The 21,682-nt window shown below is 56.1% G+C and carries 28 protein-coding genes and 1 pseudogene; 14 read left to right on the forward strand and 15 right to left on the reverse strand.

Features of this window, described 5'->3' with window-relative positions; genetic code table 11:
- Positions 1-149: 149 nt before the first annotated feature.
- From dapD to ACR0BF_RS15555, 3 genes are all read right to left on the reverse strand, one after another.
- The gene (dapD, locus tag ACR0BF_RS15545) at positions 150-977 is read right to left on the reverse strand and encodes a 2,3,4,5-tetrahydropyridine-2,6-dicarboxylate N-succinyltransferase (protein ID WP_480625267.1); all 828 of its coding nucleotides are present in this window, start codon (positions 975-977) and stop codon (positions 150-152) included.
- A 109-nt stretch (positions 978-1,086) separates the two neighbouring features.
- Positions 1,087-1,686 (reverse strand): GntR family transcriptional regulator, encoded by a 600-nt coding sequence (locus ACR0BF_RS15550; protein WP_480625268.1) that lies wholly within the window; start codon positions 1,684-1,686, stop codon positions 1,087-1,089.
- Between the two features lie 44 nt (positions 1,687-1,730).
- On the reverse strand, positions 1,731-2,642 hold the full coding sequence (locus ACR0BF_RS15555; RefSeq protein WP_480625269.1) for a threonine/serine dehydratase: 912 nt from the start codon (positions 2,640-2,642) through the stop codon (positions 1,731-1,733).
- A gap of 79 nt (positions 2,643-2,721) precedes the next feature.
- Between ACR0BF_RS15555 and ACR0BF_RS15560 the strand changes: the two genes are divergently transcribed.
- Together ACR0BF_RS15560 and ACR0BF_RS15565 are read left to right on the forward strand one after the other, a co-directional pair.
- A complete protein-coding gene (locus ACR0BF_RS15560) occupies positions 2,722-3,564 on the forward strand; it encodes an LOG family protein (RefSeq protein WP_480559968.1) in 843 nt (280 codons plus the stop codon).
- 3 nt (positions 3,565-3,567) lie between these two features.
- Positions 3,568-4,668 carry a cystathionine gamma-lyase gene (locus tag ACR0BF_RS15565; RefSeq protein ID WP_480625270.1) on the forward strand — a complete coding sequence of 367 codons (1,101 nt, stop codon included), beginning with the start codon at positions 3,568-3,570 and terminating at the stop codon, positions 4,666-4,668.
- Here ACR0BF_RS15565 and ACR0BF_RS15570 read toward each other — a convergent pair whose 3' ends face one another.
- On the reverse strand, positions 4,669-5,052 hold the full coding sequence (locus ACR0BF_RS15570; RefSeq protein WP_267363718.1) for a hypothetical protein: 384 nt from the start codon (positions 5,050-5,052) through the stop codon (positions 4,669-4,671). It lies immediately after the preceding gene.
- Between the two features lie 159 nt (positions 5,053-5,211).
- On the opposite strand from ACR0BF_RS15570, the gene ACR0BF_RS15575 reads away from it, so the two are divergent.
- From ACR0BF_RS15575 to ACR0BF_RS15585, 3 genes are all read left to right on the forward strand, one after another.
- Complete coding sequence (locus ACR0BF_RS15575; RefSeq protein ID WP_480474198.1) at positions 5,212-6,132, forward strand: DnaJ C-terminal domain-containing protein; 921 nt, start codon at positions 5,212-5,214, stop codon at positions 6,130-6,132.
- Positions 6,129-6,467 carry a hypothetical protein gene (locus tag ACR0BF_RS15580; protein WP_480474199.1) on the forward strand — a complete coding sequence of 113 codons (339 nt, stop codon included), beginning with the start codon at positions 6,129-6,131 and terminating at the stop codon, positions 6,465-6,467. The genes ACR0BF_RS15575 and ACR0BF_RS15580 overlap by 4 nt, the downstream gene beginning before the upstream one ends.
- A 64-nt stretch (positions 6,468-6,531) precedes the next feature.
- Positions 6,532-8,190: a U32 family peptidase gene (locus ACR0BF_RS15585; RefSeq protein ID WP_480625271.1), complete on the forward strand. Its 1,659-nt coding sequence runs from the start codon at positions 6,532-6,534 to the stop codon at positions 8,188-8,190.
- Here ACR0BF_RS15585 and ACR0BF_RS15590 read toward each other — a convergent pair.
- The 7 genes from ACR0BF_RS15590 to ACR0BF_RS15620 all read right to left on the reverse strand — a co-directional run bounded on the left by ACR0BF_RS15590 (position 8,187) and on the right by ACR0BF_RS15620 (position 13,064).
- Positions 8,187-8,807, reverse strand: coding sequence for a cytochrome P460 family protein (locus tag ACR0BF_RS15590; RefSeq protein WP_480474201.1), 621 nt, complete (start codon positions 8,805-8,807; stop codon positions 8,187-8,189). The two genes, ACR0BF_RS15585 and ACR0BF_RS15590, sit on opposite strands and share 4 nt — an antisense overlap.
- Before the next feature lie 286 nt (positions 8,808-9,093).
- Positions 9,094-10,281, reverse strand: coding sequence for a dual-specificity RNA methyltransferase RlmN (gene rlmN, locus ACR0BF_RS15595; RefSeq protein WP_480625272.1), 1,188 nt, complete (start codon positions 10,279-10,281; stop codon positions 9,094-9,096).
- A 93-nt stretch (positions 10,282-10,374) separates the two neighbouring features.
- A complete protein-coding gene (locus tag ACR0BF_RS15600; RefSeq protein WP_480474203.1) occupies positions 10,375-10,752 on the reverse strand; it encodes a lysozyme inhibitor LprI family protein in 378 nt (125 codons plus the stop codon).
- A 108-nt stretch (positions 10,753-10,860) separates the two neighbouring features.
- Positions 10,861-11,028: a hypothetical protein gene (locus ACR0BF_RS15605; RefSeq protein ID WP_480606382.1), complete on the reverse strand. Its 168-nt coding sequence runs from the start codon at positions 11,026-11,028 to the stop codon at positions 10,861-10,863.
- A gap of 505 nt (positions 11,029-11,533) precedes the next feature.
- Positions 11,534-12,172: a LysE family translocator gene (locus ACR0BF_RS15610; RefSeq protein WP_480606385.1), complete on the reverse strand. Its 639-nt coding sequence runs from the start codon at positions 12,170-12,172 to the stop codon at positions 11,534-11,536.
- Positions 12,172-12,675 carry an anthrone oxygenase family protein gene (locus ACR0BF_RS15615; RefSeq protein WP_480625273.1) on the reverse strand — a complete coding sequence of 168 codons (504 nt, stop codon included), beginning with the start codon at positions 12,673-12,675 and terminating at the stop codon, positions 12,172-12,174. Before ACR0BF_RS15615 ends, ACR0BF_RS15610 begins: the two co-directional genes overlap by 1 nt.
- Positions 12,675-13,064, reverse strand: coding sequence for a hypothetical protein (locus ACR0BF_RS15620; RefSeq protein WP_480625274.1), 390 nt, complete (start codon positions 13,062-13,064; stop codon positions 12,675-12,677). The genes ACR0BF_RS15615 and ACR0BF_RS15620 overlap by 1 nt, the downstream gene beginning before the upstream one ends.
- 89 nt (positions 13,065-13,153) lie before the next feature.
- Between ACR0BF_RS15620 and ACR0BF_RS15625 the strand changes: the two genes are divergently transcribed.
- From ACR0BF_RS15625 to ACR0BF_RS15640, 4 genes are read left to right on the forward strand one after another with little or no spacing between them, the layout of a single operon-like run.
- A complete protein-coding gene (locus ACR0BF_RS15625; RefSeq protein ID WP_480606393.1) occupies positions 13,154-13,777 on the forward strand; it encodes a TetR/AcrR family transcriptional regulator in 624 nt (207 codons plus the stop codon).
- Positions 13,778-13,805: 28 nt separating this feature from the next.
- A complete protein-coding gene (locus ACR0BF_RS15630) occupies positions 13,806-14,072 on the forward strand; it encodes a chorismate mutase (RefSeq protein WP_480606396.1) in 267 nt (88 codons plus the stop codon).
- A 43-nt stretch (positions 14,073-14,115) separates the two neighbouring features.
- A complete protein-coding gene (locus ACR0BF_RS15635) occupies positions 14,116-14,490 on the forward strand; it encodes a hypothetical protein (protein ID WP_480606398.1) in 375 nt (124 codons plus the stop codon).
- Positions 14,491-14,546: 56 nt separating this feature from the next.
- Complete coding sequence (locus ACR0BF_RS15640; protein ID WP_480606401.1) at positions 14,547-15,227, forward strand: IS6 family transposase; 681 nt, start codon at positions 14,547-14,549, stop codon at positions 15,225-15,227.
- A 33-nt stretch (positions 15,228-15,260) separates the two neighbouring features.
- Here ACR0BF_RS15640 and ACR0BF_RS15645 read toward each other — a convergent pair whose 3' ends face one another.
- Complete coding sequence (locus ACR0BF_RS15645) at positions 15,261-15,545, reverse strand: transposase (protein ID WP_480606404.1); 285 nt, start codon at positions 15,543-15,545, stop codon at positions 15,261-15,263.
- Positions 15,546-15,802: 257 nt separating this feature from the next.
- Here ACR0BF_RS15645 and ACR0BF_RS15650 point away from each other — a divergent pair, with 257 nt between their 5' ends.
- From ACR0BF_RS15650 to ACR0BF_RS15665, 4 genes are all read left to right on the forward strand, one after another.
- On the forward strand, positions 15,803-16,030 hold the full coding sequence (locus ACR0BF_RS15650; RefSeq protein WP_480625275.1) for a hypothetical protein: 228 nt from the start codon (positions 15,803-15,805) through the stop codon (positions 16,028-16,030).
- Positions 16,031-16,042: 12 nt separating this feature from the next.
- On the forward strand, positions 16,043-16,237 hold the full coding sequence (locus ACR0BF_RS15655) for a hypothetical protein (protein ID WP_204417415.1): 195 nt from the start codon (positions 16,043-16,045) through the stop codon (positions 16,235-16,237).
- A 195-nt stretch (positions 16,238-16,432) separates the two neighbouring features.
- Positions 16,433-17,971, forward strand: coding sequence for a Fic family protein (locus ACR0BF_RS15660; protein WP_480606410.1), 1,539 nt, complete (start codon positions 16,433-16,435; stop codon positions 17,969-17,971).
- A gap of 16 nt (positions 17,972-17,987) precedes the next feature.
- Positions 17,988-18,641, forward strand: a complete 654-nt coding sequence (locus tag ACR0BF_RS15665) for an AAA family ATPase (protein ID WP_480606413.1) — start codon at positions 17,988-17,990, stop codon at positions 18,639-18,641.
- Between the two features lie 19 nt (positions 18,642-18,660).
- Here the strand turns inward: ACR0BF_RS15665 and ACR0BF_RS15670 are convergent.
- From ACR0BF_RS15670 to ACR0BF_RS15680, 3 genes and pseudogenes are all read right to left on the reverse strand, one after another.
- Positions 18,661-18,801, reverse strand: a pseudogene (locus ACR0BF_RS15670) (IS3 family transposase); the annotation flags it as partial.
- A 245-nt stretch (positions 18,802-19,046) separates the two neighbouring features.
- Complete coding sequence (gene mgrA / locus ACR0BF_RS15675) at positions 19,047-20,078, reverse strand: L-glyceraldehyde 3-phosphate reductase (RefSeq protein ID WP_480608384.1); 1,032 nt, start codon at positions 20,076-20,078, stop codon at positions 19,047-19,049.
- Positions 20,079-20,418: 340 nt separating this feature from the next.
- Entirely contained in the window at positions 20,419-21,330 is a 912-nt protein-coding gene (locus ACR0BF_RS15680) for a homocysteine S-methyltransferase family protein (protein WP_480625276.1), read from the reverse strand.
- Between the two features lie 94 nt (positions 21,331-21,424).
- On the opposite strand from ACR0BF_RS15680, the gene ACR0BF_RS15685 reads away from it, so the two are divergent.
- A partial coding sequence (locus ACR0BF_RS15685) for a hypothetical protein (RefSeq protein ID WP_480625277.1) occupies positions 21,425-21,682 on the forward strand: 258 nt, incomplete at its 3' end.

The raw sequence follows: 21,682 nt of genomic DNA on the forward strand, positions 1-21,682 counted from the left end.
TGAAGTCGAAGCCATGCAGGGTGAGAACCGCTAAGCAGCACTTCAAAGCTGATCGCGGCCACGAACTTCGTATCTGGTTCAGTCGGCTTGACCCAAAAAACAAAAGGCCGAAGCAGTTATGCCCCGGCCTTGCGCGTTAATCAGAACGATCAGTCCCGCAGCAATTCGTTGATGCCCGTTTTCGAGCGGGTCTTTTCGTCAACCCGCTTCACGATCACCGCGCAATAGAGGCTGACATTGTTCTTTGACGGCATGGAACCCGCGACCACAACCGAATAGGGCGGAACCTCGCCATACATAACTTCTCCGGTTTCTCGGTCCACGATCTTGGTGGATTTACCAATGAACACGCCCATTCCCAGAACCGAGCCTTCGCGGACGATACTTCCCTCCACCACTTCCGAGCGCGCGCCGATAAAGCAATTGTCTTCAATGATGGTTGGGCCAGCCTGCATCGGCTCAAGCACTCCGCCAATGCCAACGCCCCCCGACAGGTGCACATTCTTGCCGATCTGCGCGCAGGACCCGACAGTGGCCCAGGTATCAACCATCGTGCCTTCGTCAACATAGGCCCCAAGGTTCACGAAAGACGGCATAAGCACCACGCCCGGTGCGATGTAAGCGGATTTGCGGACAACGCAGTTTGGAACCGCGCGGAACCCGGCAGAACGCCACTGGTTTTCACCCCAACCGGCGAACTTGCTGTCCACCTTGTCCCACCAGCCGCCGTCCTGCGGACCGCCCGGCTGGATTTCCATGTCCTTGATACGGAAGCCCAGCAGAACCGCCTTTTTGGCCCATTGGTTTACGTGCCAGTCACCGGATTCCAGCTTTTCCGCCACGCGCAACGAGCCACTGTCCAGCGCATTCAGCGTATCCTCGATCGCCTCGCGCTGCTCGCCTGTGGTGGCGGGCGTGATGGTCTCGCGTGCCTCCCAGGCGGTTTCGATGGCGGCTTCCAGTTGCGCGTTGGACATGGAGTGTCTCCCTACAGAATCTGTTCACGTTGATTTGGCCTATACGCAAGCCCGACCCATGGCGCAATGCGACGCAGACGGGCCCAATTGCGTCTGAGGCTCAGGGTCATCAGCTTGCGCGCCGGATATGGCGGGTCAGGATCGCCGTTGCTGTGGCCATTTCCTTGCGCTTCAACGCCCGCACAATGGCCGCATGATCCGTGTCAGCCCTCTGCACCCATTTCAACCGCCATTGCGCGAACAGATGGCGTGCGCTTGCGATATGCAGATCGTCGATTGCGTGCAAAAGCCGAGGCAGCCCGCAAGGTGTCAGGATGGCGCGATGGAACGTTCTGTTGTGGGCCTCCCATTGCGGCATCGACTGCGCCTCGTCACAGGCGATACGTGCGTTCTCGATCTTTTCCAACGCGACCGGAGACATGTTTTGCATCGATTGCTGCAACGCCAGCGTTTCCAACGCCACGCGCATTTCGATCACCTCCCGAACCTCTGCCGGGTCTAATGCTGTTACACGCATTCCCTTGCGCGGTTCATGCCGGGCCAACCCATGCGCCTCAAGCCGCAACAAGGCTTCGCGCACCGGAACATGGCTGGTATCGAAGGTTCGGGCAATATGGTCCTGCCGCAGCTTTTCACCGGCCGCTAGCTCTCCGGTGATGATCTGCTGGCTGAGGCTTTGGTAAATCGTGTCGGAGATCATTGCAGTCATGGATTATAGATAAAATCCACCATCCACATCCACAACCCGATAATTCACTCAGCGAACGGGTCCGGCGCGATATTTGCACCACAAACCAGAACGGCCACGCGCTCACCCGGTTCAGGTCGATACGCACCCGAGGTCAAGGCGGCCAATGCGGTCGCGCCCGCAGGCTCTACCACAATGCGATGCGCGCGCCAAAGCGCCTGTTGTGCCGCCGCGATGGCATCGTCTGACACCAGAACCGAACTCATACCCTGTGCCAATTCAAAACAAATTTCGCCGATCCGCCGCGCGCCCAGCGCGTTTGCGGCGATGCCCGACACGGAAACATCAACCGGCTCACCAGCGCGCAACGCTGCATTCAACGCGCAGGACGTTTCCGGCTCGACCGCCACAACCTTGCGCGCGCCACCGAACCAGGCCAGCGCCCCGGCGATCAGCCCGCCGCCACCAACAGCGACCAGTACCGTATCCGCCTGCAAGCCCTGGGCGTCCCATTCCGCAAAACAGGTTCCTTGCCCAGCCACCGTGGCCGGGGCGTCGTAAGCATGGATCTGCATTGCCCCCCTTGTTGCCTCATGCTCCTGCGCTGCGGTCAGCGCGTTCGCGTATTCACCGGAAACAACGCTCAGGTCGGCGCCGGTTTGCCGGATCAGTGCGATCTTGGACGGGCCTGCCAGTTCCGGCACAAATATCTTTGCAGGATAACCCAGCGTCTGCGCTGCATAAGCCGCCGCCGCACCATGATTGCCACCGGATGCGGCGACCAAGCCTGCGGGCGGCACATCCGAGCTGAGCAGCGTATTGAACGCACCCCGCGCCTTGAAACTGCCAGTATGCTGCATGTGCTCGAGTTTCAGCTCAACCGGATAGCCGGGAATGTTGCTTTCCATAACCGGGGTCACTTGCGCATATCCCGCGATGCGGTCCCGTGCCGCCGATATTTCACTTTTCCAATTCATTCTCGTCTTTCCGTGACTGGCACTCTGCCCGCGAACCCTATAGCTGTTTGTCAAACACGCAAGCAGGGATCAATCACCGATGAGAGAAGACCGTCACAGTCCGTTTCGCGATGCGCAGACCGACCGCTCGACCGCGAAAGAGGTTCCGGACACACCGCAAACACGCTCTCCGGCCTACCGTCTGGCTTTCGCGGATGACGAGTTTCTGTGCCGGGACGAGCTGCGCCCTGTACGCTTGCAGCTTGAGTTGCTGAAACCCGAAATGATCATGACCGAGCGTGAGATCACGTCGACCATCGTCATGTTCGGCGGCGCCCGCATCCCCGAACCCTCGCAGAAGCACACCGCGCGAACAGAAACCCTGGCCAGCTTGTCGAAATATTATGATGAGGCGCGTGAGTTTGCCCGGCTGATGACCGTGAAATCGAAAGAAACCGGCTGCCGCGAGAATGTGATCGTCACTGGCGGCGGCCCCGGTGTGATGGAAGCTGGCAATCGCGGTGCACACGAAGCGGGCGGGTGCTCGATCGGGCTGAACATCGTGCTCCCGCACGAGCAGGCGCCAAACAGTTTCGTGACGCCAGAGCTCAGCTTTAATTTCCACTATTTTGCGATCCGCAAAATGCACTTCCTGATGCGCGCCCGCGCCATCACCATCTTTCCCGGTGGGTTTGGGACGCTGGATGAACTGTTCGAATCCCTGACCCTGATCCAGACCGGCAGAATGGATCGCGTGCCATTCCTGCTGTTTGGCCGCGCGTTCTGGGAGAAGGTTATCAACTGGGACGCACTGGCGGATGCCGGTACGATCTCGGAGGAGGATTTGGACCTGTTCCGCTTTGTCGATACCGCGCAGGAGGCGGCCGAGATCATCGAGAACTGGGAACCCGCCCCGCCCCGCGACGAAATTCCGGGGCGCTGAGCGATGAAACCCCCAAAGACAGGCGAAATGCTCCACCTACGTGGCAACGCGTTGTCAAAAGGCGAACCCGTCGCCCTTCCTCTGACGCAAAGCAGCATGTTCCATCTGCCGGGCGCGCCGGACGGTCACCCGACCTATGGCCGTGTCGATAACCCCACCTGGGCACATCTTGAGCATGTTTTGTCCCATCTGGAAGACGCGCCTTGCCTCAGTTTTCCTTCAGGGATGGCCGCAATTTCTGCGGCTCTTTTTGCAACGGTGCAAGCCGGGTCGCGCCTTCTGATTCCTTCGGACGGGTACTATGTCACCCGTCTGCTGGCCGACCGGTTCCTTTCGCGTCTTGGCGTGACAATTGAAGAGCGCCCGACCACTGCGTTTGCCGCAGGTGGTTTTGACGGGTTTGACGTTGTGTTCGCCGAAAGCCCTTCGAACCCCGGTCTGGACATGATTGACCTGAAAGTTATAGCCGAACAGGTGCGGTCTGTTGGCGGGGTGACGATTGCCGACAATACGACGATGACACCGCTGGGTCAGCGCCCGTTGGATTTGGGCATCGACGTGGTCGTGTCGTCCGACACCAAGGCGATGGGCGGGCATTCCGACATGCTGATGGGCCATGTGGCCAGCCGCAACAGTGACATCATGGAACGGGTCGAGGAATGGCGGAAAATCTCAGGCTCGATCCCCGGACCGCATGAGGCATGGCTGCTGCATCGCGGGTTGGAAACGCTGGATGTCCGGTTCGACCGGATGTGCAACTCGGCTCAGGTAATAGCAGAACGGTTGGCAGGTCACCCAGCGGTCAAACAGGTCCGCTATCCCGGGCTAGCCAATGATCCATCACACGCACTGGCGCAGGCACAAACGGCCCGGTTCGGATTTCTGCTATCCTTGACTTTGGAAAGCGAAGACAAGGCCGAAGCCTTCATCAACACCTGCCCGCTTTTGCGCCCCGCCACATCCTTCGGAGGTGTTCACAGCTCGGCCGAACGCCGCGCGCGCTGGGGCGATAGCGTCGACCCGGCCTTCATCCGCCTGTCCGTTGGATGCGAACCGGTGGACGAACTGTGGCAGGCGATCGAGGTCAGCCTGAACGCGCTGTGATTACTTCTTCGCGGCACGCAGATCCTTGAAAACGTAGATCGGCAGCACCACGCTGGCGATCAGCGCCCCCAGCCAGACAAGCAGCGTCGCCGCCAGCAGGTTCGAGATACCACCAACGGTCAGCCCCGACGCGATGAGGTCGGTCACCAGCAGGCCCACAAATGTCACGACCAGGGCTATCCCGCCTTTCAATGCGGGCGCTTTCTTTTCGCCAAGCTTCAGTATCAAGGGCTCGGCGATCACCTGAACGACAGTGAAAACGATCACAACCACGATAAAAGAGATCGGTTTGATCGCGAAACCGGACAGTATCAGCGAAGCCAACAACAGCCCGATGGCATTGCCGGCCAGCAGGGCCAAAGCGGATTTGATTCTGCGCGACATGGGATGGCCTCCGTCTATCTACAATCAGAAATATGAAGATATTAGCAGGCTTCTGAGTTTTTTCGAGACAATTCAATTGCCTCTTCCTTTTGACCCGTTGAAAACACGTGATAGAACACATTCATCAAGATCAGACCTGCCCTGACCCGCGAGTGTGAGATGAGCGACGATCCCTATTCCGTCCTTGGCGTACCGAAAGACGCCAGCGCCGACGAAATCAAGAAAGCCTACAGGCGTATTGCTAAGGAGTGCCACCCGGACCTGAAACCCGGCGATGCCAAGGCCGAGGCCAAATTCAAGGCCGCCGCTGCCGCGTATGACTTGCTGAAAGATCCTGAAACCCGCGCCCGCTTCGACAATGGCGAAATCGACGCATCGGGTCAGGAACGCCCGCAACAACACTATTACCGGGACTATGCCGAGGCCGCTGGAAACCCCTATCGCGGGCGTCAGGCGGACCCGGACGACATGTCGGACATCTTTGCCGAATTCATGCGCGGCCGCGGTGGATTTGGCGGCCAGCAAAGACATGAATTTCATGCGCCAGGGCATAACCTGAACTATTCCCTTCAGATCAGCTTTCTGGATGCCGTGTTTGGCGCCAGCCAGAAACTGACCCTACCAGACGGTAACCGGATCGAGGTCAAGATCCCCGCCGGTATAACCGAGGGTCAAACCATCCGTCTGCGCGGCAAGGGTGCTCCGGGTTATGGCGAAGGCCCTCCGGGGGATGCGTTGGTGACCGTCACGGTCGCCAAACATCCGGTGTTTGACCGTCAGGGCGACGACATCCATATTACGCTGCCGATCAGCATAGATGAGGCCATTCTGGGCGGCAAAGTCGCCGCCCCCACAATCGATGGCGGTGTAAACGTCAATGTTCCGGCGGGCACCAGCAGCGGTAAAACCCTTCGCCTGCGCGGCAAGGGGGTGAAGAAACGCGGCTCATCCCAGCGCGGCGACCAACTGATCGAATTGACTGTCTCGATGCCCGACAAGATCGATGATGACCTCAGGCAGTTCATGGAGACCTGGCGCGAAACGCACCGCTACGATCCGCGGAAAGGAATGCCGTCATGACCCTGACCGAAAAGGAACTGATCGAAACCGTCTCGCGCCTGACCTCTGACCGCCTGACCGAATATCTTGCGGCCGAGATCGTGATCCCTGAACAATCGGAGCAGGGGCTGGTCTATCACAGTATCGACGTTGCCCGGCTGGAACTGGCTTGCGAGTTGCACGAGCAATACGACATGGAGGCCGATGCGCTGTCGATGATGATCTCGCTGATTGATCAGATGCATGGGCTGCGCGCCGAACTGCGTGAGGTTCTGAACGCAGTCGAGGCGCAACCCGAGCCGGTGCGCCAACAACTGATCGAAGTTTTCGGCACAGCGCGGTTCCGTCGCAGATAACAGGGTTTTGGGCGCAATGATTATGGCGTAGAAGGCCGCCTTGATCCTTTGTCAGGTAGCTTCCATGACCCAGCCCAGATCCGAGTTGCTGATGCCTGCGGGCAATCTGCGCAAACTAAAACTCGCCATCCTCTATGGGGCAGACGCCGTGTATCTGGGCACGCCGGATATGTCGCTGCGCACCAAGTCCGAGTTTTCGCTGGACGAGGTAATTGAAGGGGTCGAGTTCTGCCACAACCATGGCCGGCGCGCCTACCTGACACTGAACCTGTTCTCGCATAACAAAGACATCCCGAAACTGGACGAATACATCGACACGGTGCGCAAGGTGCAGCCCGACGGGTTGATCATCGCCGATCCGGGCGTATTCCAATACGTCCGCGAGCGCGCGCCCGAACTGCCGCTGCATATCTCGACCCAGGCCAATATCTGTTCGTGGCTGTCGGTGAAGTTCTGGCAGGATCAGGGGGCCGAGCTGGTGGTTCTGGCGCGTGAGGTTTCCTATCCCGAACTGGTCGAGATCCGTGAGAAATGCCCTGATATCAAGTTAGAAGCCTTCGTGCACGGCGCTATGTGCATGACCTATTCGGGCCGCTGCCTGCTGTCGAATTTCATGGCCGAACGCGGGGCCAACCAGGGCAACTGCGCCAATTCCTGCCGCTGGAACTACGGTCTGAAACTGCGCCTCAAGGATGGTACGCATCAGGAATTGCGTATCACCGAAGAAAACGCCGACCTGTTCGAATTCCTGCTGGAAGAAGGCTGTCGCCCCGGTGACCTGATGCCCGTCGAAGAGGATGATCGCGGCTCGTACATCCTAAACTCACGCGACCTCTGCATCATGCCGAAGCTGGACGAGTACCTGAAAATCGGTGTCGACAGCCTCAAGGTCGAAGGGCGCGGCAAATCGGAATACTACGCCGCGATCGTCGCGCGGGCCTATCGTATGGCCATCGATGACTATTTCGCGGATCCCGAAAACTGGGACCCCAAGCCTTACATGCGCGAGCTCGAAACCGTCGGAAATCGCGGCTATACGCTGGCCTTTCACGAGGGTCGGCTGACAAACTATGCACATGATTACGAACACACGGCCTCGATCTCGCAATGGGAATATGCCGGGATCGTCACCGAAGTGACCGAGGATGCCTTTCTGGTTGAGGTGAAGAACAAGCTGGAACCGGGTGATGTGCTGGATTTCGTCTCGCCAGTCGCACGCGACACGGTTCTGCTGCGGGTCTATGATTTCGAACGCGCCCATGATGGCGCACGGTTGGACGTGGTTCATGGCAGCACAAAAACCATCATCCGGTTGCCTTTCACCCTGTTTGATCACGAGGATATCGACGATCTGCGCGCCCGTTTTCCGGTCTATTCAGTGCTGCGCAAGGAACGCGCCCTGACCGGCGAACACTGGAGCCGCATTCGCTTTGACAAGCTCGTGCAGGGATTAGAAACCTCCGGTCGCGACAATTCAACAGCTTATGCACGCCGTCGCGAAGATCTGGTTGAAAAGATTGGCGAAGACGGTAACGAACGCCGGTTCAAGACAAACCGCATCGGCACGGAAGGATGCTGCGGCAAGGGCTGCAACGGATGCCTGATCTTCTGGCAGGATGACAAATACGCGTTGGCCCGCGAGGTACTGTCCAAACGGAAACAAGGCGAACAGCTCAGCCGCCGTGAGGCGACAGAACTCAAGCTGCCGGGTGAACCGGCTTAGTTTTCCACCCGATATTCTTCGGGGATAAAGAACGTATAGTCGCGATCCGCCACTTGCTCGTGACAGACATGGCAGTACGCGACCTCACTGGCGCGGTCCCCCATAGTATCCCCGAACACCGACCCGTCCGGCAGCACCATTATATAACGCCAGTCAGCGGTGTTCGGGCTGGTACCGTCTGGCAATTTTTCCATTATGAACATGGCCCCTGGATGTATGTGACCTTCATCGGTCACCGTCATGCTGTCCTTGGCAAGCACCGATCCCATGGGAAGTTTTTCGCCTTGCTGCAATGTCCCGTAGTTATGTGCCATTCGGTTGGCATACGAGTTTACGTAACGCTGCCCGTGCGTGGCCGAGATATAAGGCGCGTCGTTAAAAAGCGGCCAGCTTTGGTAGTTGAGGATCAGATCCAGTTGCGCCGCGGCATACCCCCGTGCCATGCGACGGCTTAGTGAATGGTAGTGGGCCGCGGCCTCATCCTTGCTCAACTCTGCCGGATTTTCGATCGCGATATGAGCGTTGTGACCATCCGCCGTTGCCAGTCCTGAAGAAATCAGAAGTATCGCGCACGCAATGGCTTTGTGCTGGAGAATTATTCGTAGATAGGAGTCCATTATTACGACCCACCTGAAAATCAGTTCGCCTGAGCGCCACGTGACGACAGAGTTCTTATTCTAGCGGCTCTGGGATCTCTTACCAGCTCAGGTCCCAGAATCTCACCGCCTTGTGCTTCGATTTGAACCTGCATCCTGCGGCATTGAATCTTTAAAATATAGCAAATTATGCATATTGAATCAGTATCTGAAACATTAAGTTTACAGGCACACTTCATGCGTGCAGGCGGTCATTTTGGACAATCAAAGCACGACCACCCGATCCATGATGAACCGGACAGAAAAACTACCGGGTTAAACCGGCTTCGGACTCAATCTGTTTGCGCGATTTTCGGGCACGTTCGGTTGCCGATTTCAACTGACCGCACGCCGCCATGATATCCTCGCCCCGTGTCTTGCGAATGGGAGAGGCGTAGCCTGCCTGATAGATGATGTTGGCAAAAGCGCGGATGCGGTTGTTCGAGCTGCGCTTGTACGGTGCACCGGGCCATTCGTTGAACGGGATCAGGTTGATCTTGGCCGGAATCTTGTGGCGCTTGATGTGGTCGATCAAACGATGGGCATCCTCGTCACTGTCATTCACACCGTCCAGCATCACGTATTCGAACGTGATCCGCTCGGAGTTCGAGGCATTGGGATAGCTGGCCAGCGCCTGCAACAACTCATTGATATTCCAGCGCTTATTGATCGGGACCAGAACGTCGCGGGTTTCATCCGTGGTTGCATGGAACGAGATCGCCAGCAGACAGCCGATTTCCTCGGCGGTGCGTGCAATTTCGGGTACCACTCCGCTGGTCGACAGCGTGATGCGGCGGCGCGACAGGGATATCCCCTCGGGGTCCATCGCGATCTTCATCGCGTCGCGGACGTTTTCGAAATTGTAAAGCGGCTCACCCATTCCCATCAGAACGATGTTCGACAGAAGGCGCGTTTCATCCTTTGGCGCACCGGGGGTCGGCCATTCGTCAAGATCGTCGCGCGCCATCATGATCTGCCCGACAATTTCTGCAGATGTTAAATTACGTACAAGTTTCTGGGTGCCGGTATGACAAAACGAACATGTCAGTGTACATCCGACCTGAGATGAAATGCACAGCGTACCGCGATCTTCTTCGGGGATGTAGACCACCTCGACCTCGTGCCCACCCGCGATACGGCACAGATATTTGCGGGTGCCGTCCTCGGACACCTGTCGGGTCACCACCTCGGGTATCTCGACCAAAAAGTTGTCGGCCAGTTGCGCACGGTAGGCTTTGGCGAGATTCGTCATCGCGGAAAAATCACGCACACCCCATTGATAGATCCACTGCCAGATCTGACCGGTGCGCATCTTGGCCTGCTTTTCCGGCGTGCCATGTTCGATCAGAACCTCGCGCAAACGGTCGCGGGTGAGACCGACAAGGTTCACCTTCCCCTCGGGCAATTTACGAGGGAGAGTCATGACGTCTTGCGTGATCGGCACTGTGGGCGACATTGTGGTACCTGCTGGGGCGTATCTTCAAGGATTCTGGCTTGGGATGCGCCTCTATATAGGAACCTGTGCAAAGATCAAAAGGAATCGTTTCAGTCAGTCTGCAAAACTCAACAGTTCTTCAACGCGTGCCCGCCCCAAATTCACCCGGCATGATGTGATTGCGATACCTGTACCCGATCCGCCACCAAACGACGCGCCGACGGCGGTGCAATGCGTATCGCGATAGGTTTCCCAGGCTTGTTGCGCCGCTATGAGGGCAGGTTCAGCCACTATCCGCCCGGTGACCTCATCCAGCTCCTTGGCAGATTGTACCGCCAAATCAAAACTCACCTGTAGCGCACGCGACACCCGTGTTTCCATCTCTCCGACGCAGGATCCGATTTCGACTTGTGATCCGGCGTCGGAACATTCCAACGCCGGGTCGGCGGTTGCAGTGGCTGGCAAAAGCAGTGCAATCAAGATCAGACGCATGGCCGCCTCATTCATCTATTCAGCAGGGGTCAGGCCAGAGTAACATGTTTTGCCAGAAAGGTTTAGATGCAGGTTGGCCCCCTGAATCAACGGAAATGCGGTTCCGCGTCAGACACCCGCGGGTGGGACATAGCAATCTTCGGCATCCAGGGTCTTGACAGGATCGTTCGGTCCGCATTGTTCGCCGGTTACGGGATAAGTCTGGCCCTTGTTTTCACAGGCGCTCAGCAGCATGGCTGATATCATCATCAGCGCGGCAAGAGTTTTGTTCAGCATAGTGGCAACTCCTTGGTTTCTCTTGAACTGATTAGTTCAGAAACCGTCAAGGCTCACTTTGACACGGATCAAGTAAACGCGTTGATCCTGCGTAAAGTTACAACCCACGCTCTAGAGGGAATTACAGTACTGGTCCACGTTGTGATTGAGTTCTGCGGTGTTGAAGGTTCCCCATCTCAGAGGGTTTAAACATAGCTACGACGGAAGCGCTTGTGTGGCATACTGTTTGAATGTGGAGCGTACCGAAAGCGGCGCTTGGTGATACTGCATCCTGACAGGCACGAATAAGAAAAGGCTTACGCAGACCGGTCAACATCGCAGTCTTGGCCTTCAACTCGCCGCGCACAACGCGAGCTGATTGGGTTGATATGCGAACGATCAGTGACCGCAACGCGGGACGAAGTGAGCTTTCGCTGCGAATGTGCCAAGGTCCGCTTCAGCAACCGGGGCTGGTCAAAAACGAATGCTCTTGGCTTCCAGCCTTCTAGGCTGGTGATGCTGAGAGCTACACGTCGGCGCGCTTCAAGAAGGTCAAAGCAAGACCCAAGGAGACAAGAAGACCGCCACAAATCCTGTCGATCCACAACGCCCCGCGATTGCTGAGAAACTGCACTGAATTTGCGCCCAGGCCTGCATAGGCGGTCATGACGAGCACATCGACCACGATAAAGACTAGCGCCAGCACTACATACTGTTGAAACATTGGCTCTGTCGGTATGAGAAACTGCGGCAGGAACGCTGTGAAGAACAGGTAGCCCTTGGGGTTTGTGACCGCGACAAGAAAGCTCTTCCTAAAGACTGCCTTGTTGCGAAGCGTACCCAATTTCTCGTTCTTGGTTGAGTTCTCGACCGGCCCCAATTGGCCGGATGATCGCATCATCTGTACGCCCAGCCAGACGAGGTAAGTAACGCCGATCCATTTGACGACACTGAACAGAATCGCCGAGGCAGCTAGGATAGCACCCAATCCCAACCCCGCCGCCGCGATGAGAACGGCGTCAGAGATCGCCGCGCCCGCGATGCCGTACCCTGCCACAGCGATACCGAACCTTGATCCATTGGATAGGGCGAGCAAGACCGTTGGGCCGGGCGTCATAACCACAACCAGCGCCAGAAGGGCGAATGTCAGAAGTGAAAGTTCCATTACGCGGTGTCCTGCTGAATCAGATAGATGGCCAGGCCGGTCAGGAGGAGTGACACTCCGCTGACTACGGTTCTTAGGCTGTTCCAGAATTGCCAAGAGGATGAATAGTCAAGCCAGATACCGCGCGCCGCCTCGGTATCGGTTGGAACAACAACCTCTGCCAGCGCTTCATTCATCGGAACGTTGACTGTGACCGTGACAAAGAAGGCCCCAACAACGTAGAGCACTGCAGCAAAGCCGAAGAGTGCGGCAGAGCGCTTTTTTTGTTGGGTCGAAGCGACATATGACGTTACCACAAGTATGAGAGGCGTCAGGAAGAAGGCCGGGAAAAACGCCGCGTTTCGGACAGAAGCGTTCATAGCTTGCATCGCGGCGATGGCCGTTCGTGGCTCTGTGGCATCCAGCCCCCACATCGTCGAACAGACCCAGGCGTAGAAAAACCCGAAGATTGCGCCGATGCTCAAGAGCGAGAGCATGGACATGGGCAATAGAAACCGAGCCATCAGACTTGCTCTGCAACGGTTTCCTGTTGTGGGCGCGCCACTTTCACAACAGAGGCAAAGATGACCAGCGCAGCAAATTGGCCAAGGAGAACCGCCGGGTAGATCAGGTCGAATTGTGCGTCGAAATATTTCTGCGGCCCGAAGGAAACCAGGGCCATGAGCGCGGCAAAAACGCTCAAAATGTGTCCCGCCCGACTGCGTAGCGGTTGCACGATGATCGCTGCCAGAGCGACAGACATCGCGGCTCCAAGAAACGGAGCAATGCCAAATAGGGGCGTGGCGATGGGCGGATGAGGCCTGATCCCGGCATACAAGGCGGAAAGCATGATCCCCTGCAGAAGGATGAGTGTTGCCAAAGCGGCGATGACGTGACGGTCAGATTGTTCCATTTTTGTATCTCCAAAAGTGTAATTTCGATTACGGTTGCGGATATCCGTAATTTGAGTTACGGTTTATGTCAACAGGTCGGAGAGTGATTTTGCGAGAAGAGAAACGATCGCTGCGTCAGCAACAGATCGAGGCGGCGGCCTACAAGGTGCTGGAGGTCAAAGGGTATGGGGGTACGTCCATGCAGGGCATTGCGAAACAGGCCCGCGCTTCCAACGAGACGTTGTACAACTGGTATGGGGATAAACAGGGGCTGTTCCGTGCCCTCGTCACGCGTAACGCAGAAGAAGTGAAATCCCACCTGGAAGCTGAATTGGAAACCGACCATGACGCGCTTTCCATTCTGGGAACGTTGGGGCCGAAGCTTTTGGATTTGCTAACTGGTGATCGTGCCGTAGCACTCAACCGGGCCGCAGCCGCTGATAGCAGTGGTGAGCTTGGCGCGACGCTTTCAAAGGCCGGGCGAGAAGCTGTATTTCCCTTGCTGGAGCAGGTGCTGCTACGTGCGCGGCAGGAAGGCCACCTTCGCTTTGAGCATTCCGGAGCAGCCGTGGGTCTCTATCTTGATCTGTTGATCGGTGATCAGCAAATCCGGCGCGTGATTGGACGGCTCCCGGCTCCGACAGACGACTTCTGCGAGGCTCGCTCGCAAAGGGCTGTAACCCACCTTCGCCAATTGCTTGGCAGCCAAATATACGGAGATAGCCGTGAGTGAACGACGACCGCCTGAAGCTTGTAAGACTATGGCTGAGCTTCGCGTTCAGATCGACGCCATCGATATCGAGCTGATTACTCTTCTTGCCAACCGCAGCGGCTACATCGACCGCGCTGTTGATCTGAAGAAGATCGAGGGGCTGCCTGCAAGGACAACAGATCGGGTAACCGAGGTTTTGAATAAAGTCAGCGCAACGGCCACGCAAAATGGGCTGGACCCGGATCTTGTGCGCAAGCTTTGGTCAGAACTGATCGAATGGTCGATCCAGAGGGAAATCCGGGAGCTTGGGGAATAATGCCATTCGGAAATACCAAAGGCGCTGTTGGTGAGGCGGACCTATGAAACTCATCCGCGATATCAGAAACGCGGGGGTTTTTCACAAGGCGGCGAAGTCAATGCAAGCAGGGGATTATTCGGCCGTTCTTGACCGCTTGGAAGGGTTCCAAGCGCAACCATATTTCATGGCCAAGGCGGAACTGTTTCGCGCAATGGCGCGGCATCGGCAGAACCGCTTCGCCGATGCAGTCCACCACTATGACAATTTTCTGATGAGCTATCTTGCGGACATGCCGCAAAAGGACCGTGTCTATGTGGAAGAGTATGCGAAATTCTTCAGAAGCCGCGCTCAAGCGAGAATTGATCCGTCAACACCGTTGTATTCATCTCTTGACGAGTTGAGAAAGCTGGATCTGTTGCAAACTTTTGGCTGTTGACGAAGCCAGATTCTGCGGATGAATGACATTCGATAAAATCAGTCGAAAGTCAGTTCATGATTTCCTTCAAAGGCGCACAATATCCGAAGGATGTGATCCTGTTCGCGGTGTTTTTCTATGTCCGATACGGTGTGTCCTACCGGGATTTAGAAGAAATCATGGCCGAGCGCGGTGTTTCAGTGGACCACACCACGCTAAACCGATGGGTAACACGGTATTCTCCTGCAATCGCTGAGGCAGCGCGTCGCCGCAAAGAGCCATGTGACCGTTCGTGGAGAATGGAGGAAACTTACATCCGAGTGAAAGGGAACTGGGTTTATCTCTACCGAGCCGTCGATAAGAGCGGCAAGACGCTTGATTTCATGCTGTCCCGGCGCCGCAACAAATCTGCTGCCACTAAATTCTTTGCCCGAATGCTGGAAGCCAATGGCTTTCCTCGAAAGATTGTCATCGACAAAATTGGAGCTAACACCGCAGGCATCAAGGCCATCAACAAAATGCTCAAAGGTTTTGGCTGTCCGATCTCGATCGAGATGGTCAGGCGGAAATACTTGAACAATATCGTCGAGCAGGACCACCGTTTCATCAAGAGACGCACGCGGCCAATGCTGGGGTTCAAGGCTTTCGATTCAGCGGCGGCAACGCTCGACGGAATCGAAGTGTCGCACATGATCCGCAAGGGCCAACTCACGCCTGGACTCTGTCCATTTCAGCAGTTCGCTGAGCTCGCCACCTGACTCACAAGCGATTGCCGAAACAACTTAACAGGCTCAAATCTTTGCAACACAACCCATGAAACCCTGAGTTTGCCTGAGTGGAAGTCGAAACACGACCCGCAGAGTGAGGCAAATCTCGATGCCCAAATCGGAGTAACGCGCCTGACGGCCACATGTCTTGCGGCGTGGAGAAGCCCAGTTTTCGACCACATCTTCAGAAATCCAGATTGTCACATCACCTCGACTCCGGAGACCTTGACTGTATTCCTTGCAGTTGGTGACGCGGTACTTCGCTTTGGGAAACTTTTCGCGACGCGCATGATTGAACTTGTATGGCATTCACAGCAACTCAGGAAAAGAAAAGCGCCAGAGCTAAACTGGGGAGCCGATCCGTGCAACAAGGTCCCTGAGACCGAGAACACAGAAAGAATCTACGGTAGCGCGCTGGAGGAAATTCCAAAACGGCGAACGTCCACGTAGGGCATTGCCAATCAAATACGGAGATATCTGATCCACACGCTTTGGGGAGTGGAAAGAAGTTGGGGGTCAGTTGGTTTTGGGCTTAGGAGTATCCCATCGGAAGAGTGGGAGATTTGATGGAACTCAGGATCAAAGTCGAAACCGTTTTTGAAGATGGTCGCCTGCAGGAACACGAGCTGGGATCGTGGAAGAGGAGCCCGGAAAGCCTCAATCCGGAGGCAATCAACAAGTTCAGCAAGAAAACAGGAGACGTGGTGTCATTGACTCTCAAAACGGACGCTTCGCGTGAGACAGGGGCACCTGCAGGAGGGTCGGTGATCCCATTCTCCCGGTGTGAATCGTAATAGGGTCGGCACATGCGCGTGAAAATCGATGTCTCGGAAGAGGAACTGGATGGTGACTATGGCGCGGTTCCGGGGCTCATTATTACCTGTACACGGTGCCGGCACTCTGTGGAGGTGTTCGGCACCGAAGAAAATTCGGTGAAACGGGGAGCGGTCATGCTTCGGGATGAATGTCCTTTTGACGAAGACAACTTCTACTCGGCGTAGTTCGTTGGAGGACCTCTTAACATCGTCGGTCGATCGCCGCAGATCGATCCGTGATCTGACATGCCCGGACTGCGGCGTAAGTTTGAACCGTTTTTCACGAATAATACCTATTCAAGAACATTTTTCATGTGCTAGGAACGGATTTCATGGGTGCAATGCTCTGCAGTAAAAATTCACGCCAAGGGAACGGAATTCATGCCATCGGACCAACAGGTACTTTTTTCGGGCCCGAGAACCGTTTTTCAGGAGCGTCGCCTTCCTGAGACCGCCACCTTGGCAGGCTACAGCGCACTGATTGACGCCTACAGATTGTCTGTGCCACTGCCCCGCAAACTTTCGGCAACAGGGAACCATCACCGGGTCGTTGAGGATGAGGTTTGGCGCATCCTGACGCCGCGCCACGCCCCGAGTGCAGACTTAGATGGCCACCTCACCTTCGCTCTCAAATACGAAGGGCTTGATCTTGCTGTCCTCGCGAAGCTGTTCGCGGCCACCGGGCCTGACGGCATTGTTGACATCGTGCGCAAAAAGCCAACCGGCAGCTACGCAAGGCGAATCTGGTTTCTGTTTGAATGGCTAACAGGAAGCCGACTGAATCTGCCAGATGCAGAAGGCGGTCGCTACGTGCCTGTCGTTGATCCCGACCAACAGTTCGCGACGGAAGGGGAAAACGCTCCCCGATATCGCGTTAAAAATAATCTGCCGGGAACTAGAGACTTCTGCCCGCTGGTCTTTCGCACGAAAAAGCTAGACGAGTTCATCGCGATGGACTTGGCCAGTCGAGCCCGCGCGGTCATCGCCGATGTCCCCCGGGACTTGCTCGCGCGCACGGCTGCTTTCCTTCTACTCAAAGACTCACGTTCCAGCTACGCGATCGAAGGCGAGCGTCCACCACAAGACCGAATTCAGCGTTGGGGCCGTGCGATCGGCGAGGCCGGTCGCCAGCCGCTCGACCGCGATGAGCTGCTACGACTGCAACGGATCGTCATAGGTGATGCCCGGTTCATCAAGCTGGGTTTCCGCGACGAGGGCGGTTTTGTTGGCGAGCATGACCGCGAAACAAGGATGCCGTTGCCTGATCATATAAGTGCCCGGCATGAAGATCTTCCGTCCCTGACTGACGGGATGATCGCTTTTGATCACGGTGCGTCTCGGCACTCTGACCCGATCGTGTCCGCTGCAATCCTCGCATTCGGTTTTGTCTACATACACCCGTTTGAAGACGGTAACGGCCGGCTGCACCGCTACCTGATCCACCATGTTCTAGCGGAACGCGGCTTCAACCCACCAGGGGTGGTCTTTCCGGTGTCCGCCGCGATTCTAGAACGCATAGATGAGTATAGAACGGTTCTTGAGAGCTATTCAGCACGACTGCTGCCGCTCATCGAATGGGAGCCGACGGAAAAATTCAACGTTCGGGTCTTGAACGACACAGGCGATTTCTACAGCTTCTTCGACGCGACGCCACACGCAGAATTCCTCTATTCATGCGTCCAAAAGACAATCGAAGAAGACCTGCCGTACGAGACAGCATTCCTTCGAAATTACGATGCATTCCGCAGCCAGGTCGAAGCTATTGTTGATATGCCTGACCGCACCATCGATCTGTTGTTTCGCTTCCTTCAACAGAACAGCGGCACCCTGTCGCGTCGCGCCCGAACCAATGAGTTCAAGGCATTGACCGACGACGAAACGGCGCGGATCGAGCACGTCTTTGCAGAAACAATGATTTAGATCGAGGTGGCCTTGCATGCACTTGTCACGGATTGTGATCGAGAACTTTCGGAATTTTTCAAAACTGGACGTAGCCCTCGATGGAAACGTTGTTGTGGTTGGCGAAAACAAAGTCGGCAAAAGCAACCTGGTGCATGCCCTCCGGTTGCTGTTTGATCCCTCTCTGCCCGACAGCGCCCGTGAACTTGGCCTCGCCGATTTCTGGGACGGGCTTGAGGGCCTGGAAGAAGACGACAAGATAGTCATTGCTGTCGAAATCGAAGAGTTTGACTCTGACCTCGATATCCTTGCTCTACTCACGGACTTCCGCCTCGACGATGACCCCGACACGGTCCGCCTGACCTACGAATGTCGCGCGCGACCGGGATTAGTCAGTGCACCGACATCGGACAACGACCTGGAGTTCATTTGTTTCGGCGTTGAAAGAGTGACGAAACGTTTCGGCCATGACCTCCGCCGCCGCCTGACCATGGACCTGTTGCCAGCTCTTCGTGACGCGGAAGGTGACCTCGCGGAGTGGCGCCGATCGCCTCTGCGCCCGCTAATCGAGGAAGCTTTCGCCGACATCGACCAAGCAGATCTTGATGAAATCGGTGAAGCAATCGAGGAAGCCACCGACAAATTGACGGCCTTCCAGAGTGTCGGGGATCTTGGACCTGTCACGCTTTAGTGCCGCTCCGGTTGCTCACTTAAGCGACCTTTCTTTCGAAGGCCAAGGGGCTTTTCCAGCCGAGAGCTGAATGCCTGCGTCGTGGATTGTAGAACCCGTTTATGTATTCGAAGATGGCTATCTCGGCATCGCGGCGTGTCTGCCAGGATCGTTGCCAAATCCCCCCAACCAAAACCGTCGGGGAAGTGTGTTCACATGGGTCAATTCTCAGTGACAATTTATGGGCATACCGGGTCAGTTCTCAGTGACAATCAACAACGTTCGATGCCGGTGGAGCAGTAGCCATCCACCTCATCCGCTTTGGGCCGGTCAGTCTTGATCGTTATTTAGCCGAGCTGCAGAAGCTGAAGCCGCCAAAATTATCAAGCTCCAAATGGTCTTGGGTTTTAGCACTTCTAAGATTGGTCATTCTGTTTCTGACGACCGAGCCCACAAATTGATATCTTCTTCCGAACTGATTGCATCGATCCTTGCCAACTCTTCATCACTGAAGGCGAGGTTATCGACTACGCCTGCGCAATCTACGATCTGACCCGGCCGGGACGCACCAATAAGCGCGGTCGTTACGCGTCCGCCTCTTAACACCCAGGCCAGGGCCATTTGCGCCAGAGTTTGCCCGCGTGCCTCAGCCATGTCGTTCAGAGCACGGACACTTGCCAGAGATCGCTCGTTGATCATGCCATCAAGTAGCGACTTCCCTTGTGTAGCACGGCTGCCATCCGGAATATCGCGCAGGTATTTTGACGTTAGAATGCCTTGTGCCAGCGGCGTGAACGCAATCGATCCTACCCCAAGATCGTTCAGGGTATCGAGCAAACCGTCCCGCTCCACCCAACGGTTGAGCAGATTGTAAGAAGGCTGGTGAATCAGGCAAGGTGTGCCAAGGTCGTTGAGAATCTTCACAGCCTCGCGTGTGCATTGGGAGTTGTAGCTCGAGATACCTGCGTAGAGCGCGCGACCCGACCGTACGATATGATCCAACGCGCCCATCGTCTCTTCGAGCGGGGTGTCGGGGTCAAATCGGTGGGAATAAAAGATGTCGACGTAATCAAGCCCCATGCGCGCGAGTGATTGGTCACAGGACGCGATCATGTACTTGCGCGACCCCCATTCTCCGTAGGGTCCCGGCCACATGTCGTAGCCTGCTTTGGAGGAAATGATCAATTCATCCCTGTAGCCCGTGAAATCAGTTCTTAGGATTTCGCCAAATGCCTCTTCTGCCGATCCGGGTGGTGGACCGTAGTTGTTCGCCAGATCAAAATGAGTGATCCCATGGTCGAATGCGGTCCGACACATTGCTCGCTTGTTTTCGTGCGTCGAGTCCGCACCGAAATTATGCCACAGGCCCAAGCTGACAACAGGAAGCTTCACACCCGACCTCCCACATCGCCGATAAACCATTCGCTCATAGCGGTTCGGCTCCGGGGTGTAAGGAATGGGTTTTGGCTTTGGCGGTCGTTGAGCTTTGGTCATGCGCACATAATCAATGGAATGTTGGGCCTGTCAAACGGATCAACTCCGGTAAGATCGACACGAGTTTCTGCGCGTCCTAGATGGGTGCTTATGGTTAGTCTTACTCCTGCACCAATGTCTTACGATTTGATCGATTGCATTCGGTACCGTCGCATAGACGCAGCGAAAGTCCGCAAGCGGGCTGCAACCGCAGCATCAATATGGCGGGTTGGATGTCGGCTCTGGGCCGTTATAACAAGTGGCGGAAAGACATCACGGTATCACCTTAGATATCAGCGCTATCGCTCAGATTGAACTAAGTTGGCTACGCCAATTCGCTGGCCATCGATTTCAGGTGGCGCATGTCGGTACCGCAGCACCCTCCAAATACTTGGATCGACGGATTCTGCCTCGCAATCGAGGCAATCTGTTTACCAAGTTCAGCTGGATCGCCTTCGTCCAGCTCATCTGCTTCGTCAAGTTCCGCATGCGAGCAACTCGAAGCGTTTGCCACCATGCCTTTAAGTCGGGGGTGGTTGCCAAGCGCTCCGGCGAAATGGGTCGGATGAGCGCAGTTGACCATAAAAAACAGCGCCGCCGAGTCCGTTGCCGCGTCAATCTGGTCAATTCCGTCCACAAGTTTGGTTCCGTCTGCCAGGCATCCGTCTGTCTCAACAACCAGAGACATGATGATCGGCAGTTCAGCGTCTCGGGCAGCGAGGATACATCCGGCTGCCTCGCTTGGACGGTTGAATGTATAAGCAGTGACCAGGTCGACGCTAGTGTCTTTCAGGCTTTGCATTTGAACAGCATGGTATTGACGCGCATCTTCGACGGGTACCGGCGGGATGTCGGCGTAAGGATCATAGCGCGGGCCGATACAGGCCGACACCAGTATATCATCGCGAGCGGCAGCCTGGCGGACGTCCTCCATTAGGCTGACCGCATCTTTGTTCACTTCAACGAGCCGTTCTGCATCGTACCCCAAAGGCGCTGCCCGGTCGGCGTTCGCCATCCATGTGGGCGCATCAAGGATACACCCGACATTCATTTCACCGGCGAGATCAACAAGTGTCTGCATTTGACCGGCCAGTATTGCCCTGGTGCCAGGTTCTTCCAGCAATGGAAACGACGCGAAACCGGGTAAATCAACTCCGTGATTGAATATCAGGTCGGTGCCAGTACCCGCATAAACCAGAAAGGTCTTGTTACCTTCGAGTGGGAACTGTCGCGCCATTCTGATCCACGCCTAAATACCGTTACATCTTCACGAGAAACATACATCGTCTCGGGTCTCCTGTGAACCTTAGGGCGACGACAGGATGAATTCCGTGAGCATGACCTCATCTTCCCGGGTAACTCTCAACCGCAGCGAAATTCTCCTTCGGCGGGCCGCACTGCAGCGTCATCAAGCCATAGCCAATGGCATCTGTGGGTGGCTCCTGCATTGCAAGAGTTTTTTGGCGATTTCTGCGGTAGATTTCGTCAGTACTGTCGTCTGTCCGGCCTGTTCGTGCGGTGGTGTTCCGCTGGCCCTGATGAATTCCGCGAGCGAGGTTCCAATCGGCTTATCGGCCTCGGAAGAGGGC

It is taken from the genome of Ruegeria sp. AG7 (assembly GCF_056541545.1).